Genomic DNA, 17,596 nt, shown 5'->3' with positions numbered 1-17,596 from the left:
AAGAATCATACAAAGACTTAATAAGAATTCATTTTGTATGCTAAGACTGTAATCTTCATTACGGTCTTTTTTCTTTGAATTGAAAATCAATTAGGGGAGAGTGCAAATTTCATTATGACAGGGATTATTATTAAAACAGAAAAGTTATGTAAAACTTTTTCGAGTGGTGGGATTCAGCAGCATGTTTTGAAAAATCTAGATATCAGTTTAGTTGAAGGGGACTTTACAATTATCATGGGGAGTTCAGGATCTGGGAAATCTACTTTACTTTACGCAATGAGTGGTATGGATAAACCAACGTTAGGAGAAATCAATTTTGCTGGAAAAAAGATATCTCGATTAAACAACGATCAACTAGCGATATTTAGAAGAAACCACTGTGGCTTTGTATTTCAACAAATTTATTTACTAGATAATATGAGCGTACTCGATAATGTACTTGCAAGTGGTCTTTTAGTAAATAAAAATAAGCGTGAACTCGCACAAAAAGCGAAAGAATTATTAATACAAGTAGGGATCGATGAAAACGCATGGTCTAAATTTCCGACACAACTTTCTGGTGGTGAGGCGCAGCGAGTGGGGATTGTTCGTGCATTGATAAACAGTCCGAGAATCCTTTTTGCAGACGAACCAACTGGTGCATTAAACTCTGCTTCTAGTGAAAGTGTGTTAGATGTATTAACAAATGTCAATCGAAACGAGCAAAGTATTGTCATGGTCACGCACGATATGAAAACAGCATTACGCGGAAATCGAATTTTATTTTTGCGAGATGGTGTCATTTGTGGTGATTTGCAATTAGGTACATACAGTGAACAAAACAATCTCGAACGGCAGGAAAAGCTTCAACATTTCCTAGAAGAAATGGGGTGGTAAGGTGAAAATCATAAACCTAGCCATGGCGAATATTAGAAAAAGTAAATCTGCTACCATGTCTTTATTTATATTCATTTTAGTTGCTGCGCTACTTCTTAATGTGGGGTTAATGGTCCATACGCAGCTCAATGCATTTTTTGATCAAAAAAACGAACAATTAAAAGATCCTCACGTAACATTTATAATGGACCAAGCAAGTTATCATGCGGCTCATAACGAATATTTAGCAAATTATGCTGGAATAAAAGAAACTGAAACAGAAGAAACTATCAACTTGCACACTGCTAAAGTTATTTTTGGTAATGGTGAATTAACGGATAGTTTTGTTATTTTTAATGCGGATACCAAACGTGCTATTGGACCGTTGAATTTAATTGAAAAGTCGAATACAACAAGTATCAATGATATTTATGTGCCTTACATTTTTAAAACAAATGGGGGCTATAAATTAGGCGATGACTTTACCATCACCTATCAAGATAAGAACTATGACTACCGGATCGCTGGTTTTTTAGAAACAACGATGATGGGTACAAATAACAACGGCGTGATGAAATTTATGTTAGCAGAGACCGCCTATGAATCACTAGCAAACGAACTAGCTAATCAATCAAAAGGGGTAATTATATCTGTAGTGATGGAAGACAAAAAACAATCTTCGAAATTAATCAATGATTTTTTTCAAAATGTAAAGAAACCTCAAGTAGACACATCAACTTCTTATATCGGGAGTTTAGATATTGAAATGCTTAAAAATGTAGATTCATTAGTTATTAAAATAATAGCTACAATATTAATAGCTTTTTCGGCAATTATTGTGATTGTCTCATTAATTGTCATTAAGTTTCGTGTTTCGAATAATATTGAAGATGACATGGCAAATATCGGCGTGTTGAAATCCATTGGTTATACAAGTAGGCAAATTCTTTCCTCAATTATGCTTCAATATTTCTTAATTACGCTTAGTGCTAGCGTAGTAGGAATTGCATTGTCATATGCTCTTATGCCGTTAATAGGAAGTATCATTTCAAAATTATCTGGATTAGTATGGATTAATAGCTTTGATGTGATGATCAATTTAATCAGTATTTTCTTTGTGACGGTTTGTGTTGTCATCGTAACATTACTATCAGCCTTTCGAGTACGAAAAATTCTACCTGTTGCAGCACTGCGTGGGGGTATTCAGACACATAGTTTTAGAAAAAATTATGTTCCTTTGGAAAAAGCAAAAGGCGGGCTTCATTTTTCATTAGCTATTAAGTCAATGCTAGTAAATGTGAAACAAAATATCATGATCCTTTTAATTATTATGGCGTTAACTTTTGCTACAGTTTTTTCTGTAGTGCTGTATTACAATATTGCTTTTGACAAGTCCACATTTGTTAACTTATTTGGTGAAGAACCTGGGAATGTGATGATATATGTTAATCCAGATACAAATACAAGTGAACTTTTAAGTGACATTAAACAGATGGACCAAGTAAGGAACGTAAATATAGTTGATATTATTTCAATAAAAATTGATGATCAGTCTGTATATACGAATGTTACGGAAAATTTTAATCGGTTAGAAAATAATGTTGTCTATGAAGGTCGTCAGCCTAAATATGAAAATGAAATTTCTATATCTTGGGTTGTGTCTGATCGAATAAATAAAGGAATTGGTGATACGGTTAACGTAAAATATGGAGATGAAACAGACAATTATTTAATAACGGGTCTTAGTCAAACAGTTGGTAATGTAGGGCAGACAGCATCATTAACAATGGACGGCATTCAACGATTACAATCAAATTATAAAGGTACTACATTTTTTGTATATTTAGATGGAATATCGAACAAGGACTTTATTTATAATGTCCAAAAACAGTACGGAGATTATATAGTTGATACATTAGATCTCGATAAACAGATAGAAAGTCAAACAAGTATGTACACAGATGCAGTATTGGCTATTATGGTAATCGTTTTGACAATTACTGTGTTAGTTGTTGTATTGATTTTATATTTAGTCATTCAAACAATAATTACAAAGCGTAAGAAAGAGTTTGGTGTTATGAAAGCAATTGGTTATTCAACAATTCAACTGATGAATCAAATATCTATCAGTTTGCTACCAATAATCATCACAGGTGTTGGTATTGGCGGCTTGTTCGGGATATTCTTCACTAATCCTATACTTTCTGTATTACTTTCAAGTGCAGGTATTAAACGTTTGGAATTCACCATCTATTTACCGATTATCGCAGTGGTTTGTGTAGGACTCCTTATGTTAGCCTACATTGTCTCAATGCTCGTATCTTTAAAAATTAAGAAAATATCTGCTTACGGTTTAATTACAGAATAATGAGAATCAGGAAAATTATAAACAGAGTGTGTTCCATTTTAAGGGGGGATGAATTTATTTTATTTGCTAATAAATACACCAGCAAAAATTATGTTGCCTCATTGTGAATTATTATAGATTTTATAGGAATGCATTCTTTTAGGGTGCATTCTTTTTACATATTGCGGCCGTTTTGTTGACGAAATAATAGCTACTCCTTTAATTTAAAGGGAAGAATACATTGTTATTACAATTGATTAGGAGATTTAAAATGGCAAAGAGTTTAACAAAAGAGCAGCATACGGAATTAGTACAGACGTTAAGGGATAGATTTGAGAAGAACATGAACCGTCATGAAGGGATTGAATGGGAACAGATAGTAGCAAAGCTTGAAGAGAATCCAGACAAGCTATGGTCGCTTCATCAAATGGAAGCGACGGAAGGTGAGCCTGATGTAGTAGGTGTTGATGCGAATACAGGAGGAGCGTATATTTTCATGGATTGTTCTGTAGAGAGTCCAAAGGGGCGCAGAAGTGTTTGCTACGACCACGAAGCACTAGAGTCAAGGAAACAAAATAAACCACAGAACAGCGCGATCGGTATGGCTGCTGATATGGGGATTGCGATTTTAACGGAAGAACAATACCGTGAGCTACAGCAGTTAGGGAATTTTGATATGAAAACATCGAGCTGGGTGAAAACACCGGACAATATTAGAAAGCTCGGTGGGGCCATCTTTTGTGATCGTCGCTACGATACGGTCTTTGTCTATCACAACGGAGCAGAATCTTACTATGCAGCTAGAGGCTTCCGTGGCTTGCTAAGGGTCTAACTTTTGCGGTGAGGAATCAGTGCAATACAATGAAGGAACGAATTTCTAAAGGTGGAATTCGTTCTTTTTTGTTTTTATTAAGGACTAACCTCATCTTTTTCACTTAACTATAAATTAACAAAACCTTTAATCATTTGAATAAAAGGAGAATGATATAATAACAGGAACAGATTTAATCTAAAAAGGGGTGGGTGGATGAAGCTAAGTAGGGAAGAGAAATCGTGGATACTGTATGATTGTGGGAATTCTGCTTATTCTATGGCGATTATGACGGCTTTGTTTCCGATTGTATTCGGCATGTTTGAGGAAACAAATAGTATGGACCTTGGCTATTTTAATTCATTAGCCAGTATTTTGGTTGCTGTCCTTAGCCCAATATTAGGCACAATCGCTGATTATAAGGATAAGAAAAAACGCTTCTTTATGTTTTTTGCATTACTTGGCATCCTAGCAACATGCTCTTTTACATTTATCTCTCCTGAAAGCGGTCAGTGGCAGCTTTTAATCCTACTTTACGTATTATCAGCAATTGGCTTTGCTGGTGCGAATATTTTTTATGACTCTTTTTTAGTTGATGTAACGAGCGATGAAAGAATGGATAAAGTGTCCACGAGCGGCTTTGCTTACGGTTATATTAGTAGTGTGATTCCGTTTGCGATTAGTCTTGCCGTCATTTTCTTTATGGGGATGGATCAGGCAATTGGGTATCAGATTGGCTTTATGATTACAGCACTTTGGTGGGGCTTATTAACGATACCGATGCTTAGAGATGTTTGCCAGCGCTACTATATTGAGCCAGAACCTAAACCTATAGTGAATAGCTTTAAACGACTAGGCATAACCCTTTTACAAATTAAAAACTATAAAGTTGTATTTCTATTTTTAATCGCCTACTTCTTCTATATTGATGGAGTGGATACGATTATTAAAATGGTCGTTCCATATGCCACAAGTGTGTTAGGGAATGATGCATTTAATACGTTCACATTACTTGGTATTTTACTAGTTATCCAAATCATTGCCTTTCCTTGTGCACTTCTTTACGGAAATTTAGCGAAAAAGTATTCAGCACGAAAGATGATTATTGTTGGTATTTTTACGTATATCGTTTCCTGTATCGCTGCATTTTTCATTTCATCCGTATGGCATATTTTTATTCTAGGTGCACTGATTGGGTCCGCACAAGGTGGGATTCAAGCACTGAGTAGGTCTTATTACGGGAAAATTATACCAAAGGAAATGTCGAATGAATTTTTTGGCTTCTATAATATTTTCGGTAAGTTTGCGGCTATTATAGGTCCATTTTTAATGGCATTCACAACTACTGTAACGGGTAACGCAAAATTAAGTATTTTATCGATTATTCCTTTATTTATCATTGGGCTCATTGTATTTTTAACATTACCAAAGGAAAAGAAAATCGGTGGAGAAGTGATCGGATGAATTCGAAATCAAAACATGAGAAATATGTAATCGTTATTTCCTATGATGCTTTTTCACAGGACAACTGGGAGATGGCTAGTCAACAGCCTAATTTATCGAAGCTAATCGGAAATGGTGCATGGACGACGAAGCTAAAAAGTGTCTACCCAACCCTCACATATGTGATTCATACGTCTTATGTAACAGGAGTTTACCCGAATAAGCATGGTATTTATCATAATAACCCGTTCCAACCATTTATTCCTGAAGAGGATCAGAGTTGGCACTGGTTTAGACGCGATATAAAAGTACGGACTGTTTATGAGGAAGCGATGAAGCGAGGAATGAAGGTAGCTGGCATCCTATGGCCAGTTTCAGGAAAGGCATCGATCCAATATAATATGCCAGAAATAAAGGCCATTAAAAATGAAAATCAAGCATTAAAAATATTAAAAAATGGTAGCCCGTTTTACAGTATGAGGATGGAATACAAATACGGTCGATATCGGAAAGGGGTTGAGCAGCCGTACTTGGATGATTTTTCAACCATGTGTGCAGTTGATACGATTAAGCGTAAAAAACCAAATCTTTTGCTGCTCCATTTAATCGAGCTGGATGATACGAAGCATGCGCTCGGCACAAAGGGAGAGCACATTGAGCAGGCGATTAGGCGTATGGATAAACGGCTAGGCGATTTAATGCATGCAGTAGAAGAAGCAGGCATCAAAGAGCATACTACTTTTATCGTAGTAGGTGACCACGGACAGCTAGATGTGCGATATAAGGTGTATTTAAATCGGTTGTTGAAAGATAACGGGCTCATTTATGAAGAAAACGGTGAAATGAGATGGCGAGCCTATGTACAAGGAGCAGGTGGAGCAGCTTACTTGCATGTTAGAGAAGGCGACCCTGAAGCACAAGTACGAGCACTTGAAGTACTCGAAAGAGCTCTTGCTGAAGATCGTTATGGAATTGAAAGTATTTTTGGGAGAAATGAGCTCGATGGCTTACATGTAGATAATGCATTCCACTACATGCTAGAGGCGAAGGAGGGCTATGCCTTTGAAGATGCAGCCGACGAACCCATTATCGTTGATTTGCATCAGGGCGGTATCAAATATGCTACACATGGCTATTCCCCCAATAAACCTAACTATACAAGTGTACTTGTCATATCAGGCGAAGCGGTTAAAAATCAATTTGAACTAGGCGAAGTAGAAGTCATCGATATTGCACCAACTATCGCTACTATCCTAGGTATAAACTTTACTGATTGTGACGGAAGAGCTTTGACGGACATATTTAAAACAAATGGTGTAACAGTGTAGCTTTAGGTAGACACAAAAAGACAGACGAATGGGCGACCCGTTCGTCTGCTTTTCGTTTTAACGTAAACATTGCTCTAGTAGCACTTCAGATGAACGGAACCCTTTTTTCATGCCTATTCCTCTAATAAGTCTAGAATTTGCATTAAATTTGATACGGTATAAGTACTTTTCGGGGAATGCAAAGGCGGTTCACTTTTTTTAGGATTAAACCATACGCAATCGATGCCAACATTAATGGCGCCCTGAATATCCGATGTTACACGATCACCAATCATCAAAAACTCTTCTTTGTGATCGGTATGAAGAGCATCAAAAATATAATGAAAGAAATTTGGGTTTGGTTTTTCATAACCAATTTCTTCCGAGATAAAAAGTTGTTCGAAATAGTCTTGTAGCTTGGCATCTGTTAATCTTTTTCTTTGTGTTTTGCCTACACCATTTGTACCGACATACAGTTGATACCCTTTCATCCGTAAAGCATGTAATAACTCCTGTGCATGAGGTATTGTTTTATGCCCTTCGTTTAAATGTTCACGGTACATCTCTTCTACTTTTGCTCCGTTTTCCTCAATATTAAATTCCTTTAGAAACAGTGAAAACCTTTTATTGAGTACATCTTCTCGAGAAATCAACCCTTCCTCCAGACGATGCCACAATTCCTCATTAATCTGTTTATAAACCGTAATTGTTTCTGGCGTATAAGGTAATTTGTATCGCATTATAATTTGCTTTAAAGCCTTTTGTTCTGAATCTTGAAAATCAAGTATCGTGTCATCTAAATCGAAAATAATGTGTTTGTATTTGTTCATGATGATCCACCTCTTAATAGTAATATACCGAAGGCCAGAATATAATAATAGGAGATATCTCACATTGAGGTGATGAAATGAAGAAAATATTATTGAAGGATTATGCCGAACATTTTGTAGATATATATCATGATCTTCAGAAAAAATTTCCGAAGTCTGTATTAGACCAAGCCTTTGTTTGTAAGTTTTTCGCTAATGAATACATCGTACGTTTTGATGAAAACATGCCGTACTTATTTTTCGTCATAGATGGGCGAGCAAAAATATATAGAGTCCATGAAAATGGAAAGCGGACGTTAATTCAATTTCTAAAGAACGATGATTTGATTGGGGAATTATCTTTAATTGGCGTAGAGGAGAATTTAAAAGATGTGGTGGCGATCAATGACTGCACGTGCTTAGCGATGACGTTGTCTACATCGAAGGACCTTTTGTTAAATAATAATGTGTTCCTTTATCATTTATCGAAATATTTAGGGGATAAATTACTGAAACGGACGAATCATTATACAGCGATGCAAGACTATGAATTCAAAAATCGATTGGCACAATATATTCTGCAACTAGAAAATAACGGATGTTTCGGAGAAAAACATACCGAAACAGCAGAGTACCTAGGTGTAAGCTATCGACATCTCATGCATACATTGAATCAATTTCAACAATATGGATTATTAAAGAAAGAAGGAAGGCAGTATTTTATTGTTAATAAAGGGGAATTAGAAAAATTAAGTTCAAATCGGATGCATGAAATGATTTGAAATGTAATATAAGTGAGCTTTTTACTTTAAATCGCCTATACCTGCTAAACAGTGACATAGTGAGAGGTTAATTTAATATGGCTTGAAATATAGAAAGCAGATGGTGTAGAAGTTCAGTAGTGAATTTCTCATTAACCATCTGCTTTTATTATGTTAGTTCGTTAAGTTACATAGAAAAAGGAACGGAGAATCTAAAGCCTCTCATAATTTTTCCTTTAATTTGTAATTTATTCTTGAAAATTGAAATAAAGGTGTTATAATTTTACAGACAGGCAGTCGGTCTATAGGAGGAGTAGAAATGAGAAAAGAAGCAGGGGAACGCAGGAACGAAATTTTGGATGCGGCAGATGAGCTTTTTGGTCAGAAAGGCTTTGACGGTACAAGTACAAACGATATTCTCGAAAAGGTCGGAATTGCGCGAGGAACATTGTATCACCACTTCAAATCGAAGGAGGATATTATGGATGCACTAATTGAGCGGTATAGTATTCGTCTTTTAGAGACAGCGCAGAAAATTGCGGCAGACAAGAGTATACCTGTAGTTGATCGCATTATTCGTGTTGTAATGTCAATGAACATAAGTGGTGGAAGTAGTCAGGAAATTATGGAGCATATTCACAGACCGCAGAATGCACTTATGCATCAGAAAATACAGAGGGTCGTCATCAACGGTCTTACGCCGATACTGGCAGAAATCATCTATGAGGGCATTGAGCAAGGGCTATTCAACACACCATTCCCGTATGAATGTATGGAAATGGTTGTGACATATGCCAATACGATCTTTGATGATGATATGGTTCAAATGACCAATGAGGAGCGTGCTACACGTATTCAGGCGTTTATTTTTAATGTAGAAAGGCTACTTGGTGTTGAAAGCGGAAATCTTATGTCGGTTATAAAGATGTTTGGTAGCAATGAATAATTAGAAAAAATCTTCAGTAGCGGAAAGTGATATTTCTCTTCTTATCATAAGAGTACTGATATGTGTAATATAGGTAATTATTTACAATTATAAATCGGTTAAAAGTTTGAAAACAGAGGTGACTTATGTATTTCAGGATAATCCGTAATGACATGTTAAAGAGCAAAATGATAACGCTGATCACAGTAATATTTGTCGCTATTGCAGCTATGCTTGTTTCGCTTGCGGCGATATTGATGGTTAATCTTTCAAGTGCGCTAGACACACTTATGATAAAAGCTAAAACGCCACATTTTATGCAAATGCATTCGGGGGAAATTGATACTGCACGACTGACATCTTTTGCAGAGCATAATAGTAATGTCGATGAATTTCAGATAGTAGAATTTCTCAATATAGATGGCGCACAAATTATATTAGGTGAAAGTGCACTTGCGGGTAATGTTCAGGATAATGGCTTTAGCGTACAAAATAAAAAATTCGATTATCTGCTTGACCTTGAAGGGAACATCATAAATGTATCCGATGGAGAGCTATATGTTCCAATAAGCTATATGAGAGATAACACGACAAAGGTTGGTGACAAGGCAACAATAAGCGGGAAGGAATTTACCGTTGCGGGATTCCTCCGCGATTCGCAGATGAATTCCACACTCTCCGCTTCAAAGCGATTTCTTATTAGCGAAAATGATTACGAGGAAATAAAAAGCCGTGGAAGTATAGAGTATTTGATTGAGTTCAGATTAAAGGATTCCTCTGCGTTAGGTGCATTTGAAACGGCTTACGCTTCTGCAGGACTTGAAGCCAATGGACCAACAGTTACCTATAAACTGTTCAAAATGATGAACGCACTTTCAGATGGAATGATGATTGCCGTGATACTTCTTATAAGCGCACTGATCATTATAATCGCATTTATGTGCATACGCTTTACGCTTCTTGCGAAAATCGAAGACGACTACCTTGAAATTGGTGTTATGAAAGCAATAGGTTTACGTGTTTCCGATATCCAGAAGATTTACCTTGCGAAATATGCAGCGATTGCTGTGGTAGGTGGCATTCTCGGGTTTGGACTTTCCAACATGTTCAAAGGCATGCTTCTTGAAAATATACGGCTTTATATGGGGGGAAGTGAAAATTCTTCGTTTGCTGCAGCTTTAGGGATTATTAGCATACTACTCGTACTATTTTTGATTATCTTCTATGTAAAAAGAGTACTACAACGTTTTCGAAAAATATCGGCTGCAGAGGCAATACGTTTTGGTACTTCACAGGAAAAAAACATCGGTGCAAAGCGTTTCGTACTAAGCACAAACAGATTGTTTAATACGAATATTTTTTTGGGGATTCAAGATGTTCTCGCAAGAAAAAGACTATATGCCACAATGCTTGCGGTGTTAGTGATTTCGGCATTTATTATGATTGTTCCTCAGAATCTATATAACACGATTTCTTCCAAAAGCTTTATCGGATATATGGGAGTCGGTAACTACGATATGCGGATTGACATTCAGCAGACGGATAATATTGCTGAAAAAGTCGCTGTAATTTCAAAGACGATCAGCAGTGACAATACCATTTCAAATTACACCGTTCTTACCACAAAAATATTCAAAGCAAAAATGGAAGACGGATCGGAGGAAAATATAAAAATTGAATTTGGCGATCATATGACATTTCCTATCGAATATTCAGACGGTAGAGCACCCGCCAAAGAAAATGAAATTGCGCTTTCAACTATGAATGCGGATGAAATGAACAAAAAGGTCGGAGATGTTCTTACGTTGGTAATAGAAGGAAAGGAGAAAGAGCTTACAGTAAGCGGAATATATTCTGATATTACCAACGGCGGTAAAACGGCCAAAGCTATATTTACCGACAAGTCGACAAATATTATGTGGAGCATTATCAGCGCTGAATTTTCAAATCCATCTCTTGTCGACAGAAAAGTCTCAGAGTATGCAGATCGGTTTAACTTTGCCAAAATTTCAGATGTGGATGAATTCGTTAAACAGACATTCGGTTCGACAATTAGTTCTGTTAAAATGGCTTCCTATGCTTCAGTTACGATTGCACTCATTATCACAGCGCTAGTGACACTATTATTTATGAAAATGCTCGTGGTAAAGGACAAATATTCCATTGCTGTAATGAAGGTGTTAGGTTTTACTAATACAGATATTGCGGCGCAGTATATTTCACGGTCGCTATTCGTTCTAATTAGTGGAATTATTCTCGGCACGCTTCTTGCAAATACGCTAGGAGAGGTACTTGCAGGTGCAGTGATCTCCTCGTTTGGGGCATCATCATTTAAGTTTACGGTCAATCCACTTTCGGCGTATCTATTTTCTCCACTGCTAATGACGGGTGTGGTACTTATCGCAACCATGGTTGGTACATCGGACGCCGGACGCATAAAAATTTCAGAAAGCATAAAGGAGTAGGGATATGAGCAAAATTATTATCGGTGACCATATAGTAAAAACTTTCGGCGAGGGAAGTGAAAAGCATCCTGTTCTCGACGGAGTGTCTGTTGAAATAAACGAGGGAGAGTTTGTTGCAGTGATGGGGCCTTCGGGATCGGGAAAATCGACGCTGATGTTTGTATTGAGCGGAACAGATCGTATTAATAGTGGAACAGTTAGTTTTGAAAGCAAAGATTTATCGGAGATTGGGGAGGAGAAGCTTTCAGATATACGTCGAACAAAGATGGGATTTGTTTTTCAGCAGCCTACTATGTTGAAAAATCTGAATGTTCTAGATAATATTATTCTTCCATCAATGCGTGATAATAGAAAAAATGCTGCAAAAATTACGGAGAAAGCAAGAGCACTTATGAAAAGGGTAGGGATTGAGCAACTTGAAAAGCGTGATATTACACAGGTTTCAGGAGGTCAACTTCAGCGTGCGGGCATATGCCGAGCACTTATGAACAATCCAAAAATTATCTTCGGTGACGAGCCTACAGGTGCCCTCAATTCAAAATCTGCGCAGGAGATTATGGCCTTATTTTCTGAAATTAATGCGGATGGTACTGCCATTATGCTTGTCACTCACGATGTAAAGGTTGCAGCGTGGACAGAACGAATTTTGTTTATGCGTGACGGAAAAATCGTGAGCGAGATGAATCTTCCGAAGTTTGACGGCACGGATATGGATGACAGGGTCCAAAAAATAACGGCGAAAATGATGGAAATAGGTATATGATTTGTTGTCTCAAAGTCATGAGTTTTAATAATAATTTAGATCTAATGTCTTCTAAGCAGTTGTTTTCTTGTGAGAGTATAGCAGACTTTACAGTAGTATAGCTAGAGTTAGTATAATAATGTAAGAGCGTATACCTAGTTAAAGGGCATATGTTCTTTTTTTCTTGTAGTACTCTACGGAGCGTTTGTTGTTGGAAAAGCGATTACGAACTATGATGAATGTATCAGGAGGTGAAGCGATGGATTGTAGTAAAATTGGCAACTTGATCTTAACGTTGCGAAAGGAAAAAGGGCTTACGCAAAAAGAATTAGCGGACCAAATGCATATTTCTGACCGAACGATTTCAAAATGGGAACGCGGTCAAGGCTGCCCAGATATCTCGCTATTGCAGGATTTGTCTTCCCTCCTTGGTGTCAACATTGAAGAGATTCTAGATGGTGAACTTACCACCAATGATTTTGTAGGAGGAAATATGAAAAAATCAACATACTTTGTATGCCCCGCATGCCATAATATTGTTTTATCCACAGGGAACGCCACGATCTCTTGCTGTGGCAGAAAACTAGATGCTTTAGTGCCGACCAAAGCGACAGACGAAGAGAAGCTGGAAATTTCAGTAGTTGAGGATGAGTGGTATATTTCAAGTAACCATTCGATGAACAAAGATCATTATATTTCATTTATTGCTTTTGCTACAGGAGAGCAAGTGCAGATAATCAAGCAATATCCAGAATGGGCATTGCAAACACGTATTCCGAAACGTAAACATGGAAAGCTGCTCTGGTACTGTACACAACACGGATTATTTTATCAGTTGATTTAAGAAATGATATATTCATCTGTGATAATCCTCATTATATTTCCCCATCAATCAGGAGAATATAACGATAATACCTGATACCTGAGGAGCTAAAAGCATATGAAGGAATTCAAAGTCACCTATTTTTTCGATGAAAACCATTATATTCGACGCTTCATTCATATGGAATCGCAAGAACAAGCAGAGGAGCTGATTCGAAGTGAGCGCGATCAGTATCTGTCGTTTACCGATAGTCGAGGCATGTATCACGAGTTGCACATGAGACATGTAAGGGTTGTGCAAATTTCGGAATATCATCGCATCGACAAAAGTAAAAAATAATTTCACGCAAACGCAGTCATAATAATCCTTCTTTGAGGAAACATAAAAGCAAACAATCAAGGAGGTTTATCCATGACTAATGAAAAATTTACTTCTTCTGGGACAAATATAGACGACGTCAAACGAAAAAATGCGGCTTCGGGCTTATCGTACAATCAAATAAAACGAATGCTTGTGCAAGTAGATGGATACGATACAACGAATAATGAGGAAATCGCAAAGGAATTTTATCACGAAAAGAACCCATCCAATAAAAATGAAGAACAAAAGCGCTAAAGCGCCTGCTCATCCCCGACACGCGCTGGAGAATCCCGACAAGTGTGCTTGCCACAAGTAGGAGGGAGTCGAAGCGTCGCGAGGGGATGGCGCTTTCGCCTAGACGTAGATGCTCTTTTCCACAACGATTATCCACAATGCGACATTTTATAATTTCCTTAACAATAAAAAAGAACGGAGAGATGCTACGGTGCATCTCTCCATTTTCTATTTGTAAGGATATGATACATATAAAGAAATGAAAATATTTAGGTGAAAGCATACGCCTTGGGACATAGCGATTCCTTTTGCGTTCACTTTAGATTCAATCAGATTTGTCGGGGCTACGCAGGCACTTACGCCCAATACCATCAAAATAATGAAAAATACATTCGCAATATTTAAAGGAATCCAAAAGTATTAGGTATCATCATTTGTCTTGTTTCATACTATGTTAAAAACATGCCCTGAATGGAGGGATGGTCATCGACATTTTAAATAAAGTCCGGGGCTACCGTGAAGAAGAGGATCGACTGAAGTGGGAAGGGACATTTGCTGAGTATTTAGAAATTGTAAGGGAAAGACCAGAAGTGGCGCAAACAGCACATTCGCGCGTGTACCACATGATTAAAAGTGCTGGTGTAGAGGAAAGAAATGGGCATAAAATGTACCAGTTTTTCGGTCAAGAAATTTTTGGGCTTGAAACAGCACTGGAGCGACTGGTAGAGGAATATTTCCACCCAGCAGCTAGAAGATTAGATGTTCGAAAGCGAATATTATTATTAATGGGACCAGTAAGTGGTGGTAAATCCACGATTGTGACCATGTTAAAAAGGGGACTTGAGCAATATTCTCGTACGGATGAAGGTGCCGTTTACGCAATCAAAGGGTGCCCGATGTTTGAGGATCCACTGCATCTCATTCCACACCATTTACGTGATGATTTTTATGAAGAGTATGGGATTCGAATCGAAGGGAGCTTATCACCATTAAATACGATGCGTCTAGAAAAGGAATATGATGGACGTATTGAAAACGTAATGGTAGAGCGTATTTTCTTCTCAGAAGACAAACGGGTTGGGATTGGTACATTTACGCCGTCTGATCCGAAATCACAAGACATTGCCGATTTAACAGGTAGTATTGATTTTTCAACGATTGCTGAATTTGGTTCAGAGTCTGACCCGCGCGCGTATCGCTTTGATGGGGAATTGAACAAAGCGAATCGCGGTATGATGGAGTTCCAAGAAATTCTAAAACTGGATGAAAAGTTTTTATGGCATTTATTATCGTTGACGCAAGAAGGGAATTTTAAAGCAGGCCGATTTGCGTTAATTAGCGCAGATGAATTAATTGTGGCCCATACGAATGAGACGGAATACCGGTCTTTTATTTCAAATAAGAAGAATGAAGCGCTCCACTCCCGAATTATCGTCATGCCGATTCCTTACAATTTAAAGGTGAGTGAGGAAGAACGCATCTATAAAAAAATGATTAGAAATAGCGACATGGCAGACGTGCATATTGCACCACATGCTTTAAAGGCTGCTGCTATTTTCTCGATTTTGACAAGGCTGGAAGTTCCGAAAAAACAAGGTATCGATCTTGTAAAGAAAATGCGTTTGTATGACGGCGAAAGTGTAGAAGGGTATAATGCAGTGGACGTAGAGGAGCTAAAAAAAGAATATTCATCTGAAGGTATGAACGGTATCGATCCACGTTATATTATTAATCGAATTTCTTCTGCTATTATTCGGAAAGAAGTACCGTCCATTAACGCGTTAGATGTTTTACGTTCATTGAAGGATGGACTAGATCAACATCCTTCGATTTCAGAAGAAGAACGAAAAAAATATATGAACTACATCGCAGTCGCACGGAAAGAATACGATGAAATTGCGAAAAATGAAGTGCAAAAGGCATTTGTATATTCATATGAAGAATCGGCAAAAACACTCATGAATAATTATCTTGATAACGTCGAAGCATATTGCAATAAAAATCGACTGCGAGATCCTTTAACAGGAGAGGAAATGAATCCTGACGAAAAATTAATGCGTTCGATCGAAGAACAAATTGGCGTATCGGAAAATGCGAAAAAGGCATTTCGTGAAGAAATTTTAATTCGTCTTTCAGCGTTTGCGCGAAAGGGGAAACGATTCGACTACGATTCGCATGAAAGATTACGAGAGGCGATTCAAAAGAAGATGTTTGCTGACTTAAAAGATATAGTGAAAATTACAACTTCAACGAAAACACCGGATGAATCGCAACTGAAAAAGATGAATGAAGTCATTGCTACATTAATCGATGAGCATGGCTACAATTCAACTTCCGCAAACGAATTACTACAATACGTAGGCAGCCTCTTAAATCGTTAAACTTTTGAACGGAGTGTCCAATGCTTTTTGGGCGCTCTTTTTTCTTACTCAAATTATGTACAAAAACTTTCAATACAGTCATAACATATAAAAAGTGAATGTTGTTCGCTTTGTGAAGCCCCTGGCAGATGTCAAACAATGAAAAGATGGAGGAGGATGAAAATGAGTGAAAATCAGCATAACCGATTTGTCGTTTCAAAAGAAAACTGGTCACTCCATCGCAAAGGCCATCAAGATCAACAACGCCATATGGAGAAAGTAAAAGAAGCGCTAAAAAATAATTTGCCTGATTTAATCACTGAAGAAAGCATTGTCATGTCGAATGGTCGTGAGGTTTTGAAAATTCCGATTCGGTCATTAGATGAATATAAAATTCGTTATAACAATGATAAGTCCAAACACGTTGGTCAAGGGAAAGGCGATAGTAAAGTCGGCGATGTAGTGGCACGAGATGGAAGTCCAGCACAGCAAGGAGCGGGGAAAGGGAAGGAAGCAGGCGATAAGCCGGGAGAAGATTACTATGAGGCAGAAGTAACGTTTGAAGAAGTAGAGAACATGTTATTTAAGGAGTTAGAGTTGCCAAATTTAGAGCAGAAAGAAATGGCAGATATTACGACTGATAAAATTGAATTTAATGATATTCGGAAAAAAGGACTAATGGGGAATATCGATAAGAAACGCACAATTCTTTCGGCTATTAAACGTAATGCGATTAAAGGAAAGGCAGCGATTAGCCCTATTCATAATGACGATTTACGATTTAAAACATGGGATGAAGTCGTGAAACCAGAATCAAGAGCAGTCGTGCTTGCGATGATGGATACAAGTGGTTCCATGGGCTATTTTGAAAAATATTGTGCAAGAAGCTTCTTCTTTTGGATGACCCGATTTTTACGTTCGAAATATGAAACTGTTGAAATTGAATTTATCGCCCATCATACAGAGGCAAAAGTGGTAACAGAGGAGGAATTTTTCACGAAAGGAGAAAGTGGCGGAACAATCTGTTCATCGGCTTACGCAAAAGCGTTAGAACTTATTCAAGCGAAGTATAGCCCGGTAAAATACAATATTTACCCAGTCCACTTTTCAGACGGAGAGAATGTGTCAGCGGACAATGAAAAATGTATTAAATTAGTACAGGAGTTAATGGGGGTTTCTAGAATGTTCGGCTACGGGGAAGTGAATCCTCATGGCAGATATTCTACACTAATGTCCACTTATAAAAGAATCGATAACCCGAAATTCCTTCATTATGTTTTGAAACAAAAAAGTGATGTGTATAAAGCATTAAAAACATTTTTCAAAAAGGAAGATGCTTTCGTTTGATTAGAAA

The 17,596-nt window shown here is 37.4% G+C and carries 15 protein-coding genes; 14 read left to right on the top strand and 1 reads right to left on the bottom strand.

The window, feature by feature from the left end; all coding sequences use genetic code 11:
* The first annotated feature begins 114 nt into the window (after nt 1-114).
* The 5 genes from AAGS61_RS17140 to AAGS61_RS17120 all read left to right on the top strand — a co-directional run bounded on the left by AAGS61_RS17140 (nt 115) and on the right by AAGS61_RS17120 (nt 6,784).
* Complete coding sequence (locus AAGS61_RS17140) at nt 115-876, top strand: ABC transporter ATP-binding protein (RefSeq protein ID WP_391374651.1); 762 nt, start codon at nt 115-117, stop codon at nt 874-876.
* 1 nt (nt 877) lies between these two features.
* Nucleotides 878-3,223, top strand: a complete 2,346-nt coding sequence (locus AAGS61_RS17135; RefSeq protein ID WP_391374648.1) for an ABC transporter permease — start codon at nt 878-880, stop codon at nt 3,221-3,223.
* A gap of 250 nt (nt 3,224-3,473) precedes the next feature.
* Nucleotides 3,474-4,034, top strand: a complete 561-nt coding sequence (locus tag AAGS61_RS17130; RefSeq protein ID WP_391374645.1) for a DUF4256 domain-containing protein — start codon at nt 3,474-3,476, stop codon at nt 4,032-4,034.
* A 195-nt stretch (nt 4,035-4,229) separates the two neighbouring features.
* Complete coding sequence (locus AAGS61_RS17125; protein ID WP_391374642.1) at nt 4,230-5,477, top strand: MFS transporter; 1,248 nt, start codon at nt 4,230-4,232, stop codon at nt 5,475-5,477.
* The gene (locus AAGS61_RS17120) at nt 5,474-6,784 is read left to right on the top strand and encodes an alkaline phosphatase family protein (RefSeq protein WP_391374639.1); all 1,311 of its coding nucleotides are present in this window, start codon (nt 5,474-5,476) and stop codon (nt 6,782-6,784) included. The genes AAGS61_RS17125 and AAGS61_RS17120 overlap by 4 nt, the downstream gene beginning before the upstream one ends.
* Nucleotides 6,785-6,897: 113 nt before the next feature.
* On the opposite strand, the gene AAGS61_RS17115 is transcribed toward AAGS61_RS17120, so the two are convergent.
* On the bottom strand, nt 6,898-7,593 hold the full coding sequence (locus tag AAGS61_RS17115; RefSeq protein WP_391374637.1) for a YjjG family noncanonical pyrimidine nucleotidase: 696 nt from the start codon (nt 7,591-7,593) through the stop codon (nt 6,898-6,900).
* 77 nt (nt 7,594-7,670) lie between these two features.
* Here AAGS61_RS17115 and yeiL point away from each other — a divergent pair, with 77 nt between their 5' ends.
* From yeiL to yhbH, 9 genes are all read left to right on the top strand, one after another.
* Entirely contained in the window at nt 7,671-8,354 is a 684-nt protein-coding gene (yeiL, locus tag AAGS61_RS17110; protein ID WP_391374634.1) for a transcriptional regulator YeiL, read from the top strand.
* 298 nt (nt 8,355-8,652) lie between these two features.
* The gene (locus AAGS61_RS17105) at nt 8,653-9,279 is read left to right on the top strand and encodes a TetR/AcrR family transcriptional regulator (RefSeq protein WP_391374632.1); all 627 of its coding nucleotides are present in this window, start codon (nt 8,653-8,655) and stop codon (nt 9,277-9,279) included.
* 125 nt (nt 9,280-9,404) lie between these two features.
* Complete coding sequence (locus AAGS61_RS17100; protein WP_391374629.1) at nt 9,405-11,723, top strand: ABC transporter permease; 2,319 nt, start codon at nt 9,405-9,407, stop codon at nt 11,721-11,723.
* A gap of 4 nt (nt 11,724-11,727) precedes the next feature.
* Entirely contained in the window at nt 11,728-12,486 is a 759-nt protein-coding gene (locus tag AAGS61_RS17095; protein WP_391374626.1) for an ABC transporter ATP-binding protein, read from the top strand.
* A 238-nt stretch (nt 12,487-12,724) separates the two neighbouring features.
* Nucleotides 12,725-13,309, top strand: coding sequence for a helix-turn-helix domain-containing protein (locus AAGS61_RS17090; protein WP_391374624.1), 585 nt, complete (start codon nt 12,725-12,727; stop codon nt 13,307-13,309).
* Between the two features lie 96 nt (nt 13,310-13,405).
* Entirely contained in the window at nt 13,406-13,627 is a 222-nt protein-coding gene (locus AAGS61_RS17085; protein WP_391374621.1) for a hypothetical protein, read from the top strand.
* A 72-nt stretch (nt 13,628-13,699) separates the two neighbouring features.
* Nucleotides 13,700-13,903, top strand: coding sequence for a gamma-type small acid-soluble spore protein (locus tag AAGS61_RS17080; RefSeq protein ID WP_391374618.1), 204 nt, complete (start codon nt 13,700-13,702; stop codon nt 13,901-13,903).
* Between the two features lie 464 nt (nt 13,904-14,367).
* Nucleotides 14,368-16,263 (top strand): PrkA family serine protein kinase, encoded by a 1,896-nt coding sequence (locus tag AAGS61_RS17075; RefSeq protein ID WP_391374817.1) that lies wholly within the window; start codon nt 14,368-14,370, stop codon nt 16,261-16,263.
* Nucleotides 16,264-16,425: 162 nt separating this feature from the next.
* Nucleotides 16,426-17,589, top strand: coding sequence for a sporulation protein YhbH (gene yhbH, locus AAGS61_RS17070; RefSeq protein WP_391374616.1), 1,164 nt, complete (start codon nt 16,426-16,428; stop codon nt 17,587-17,589).
* Nucleotides 17,590-17,596 lie beyond the last annotated feature (7 nt).

Source organism: Lysinibacillus sp. KU-BSD001, from assembly GCF_042920265.1.
Lineage (GTDB): Bacteria > Bacillota > Bacilli > Bacillales_A > Planococcaceae > Lysinibacillus_B.
This window is presented reverse-complemented; position numbering and strand designations above follow the sequence as displayed.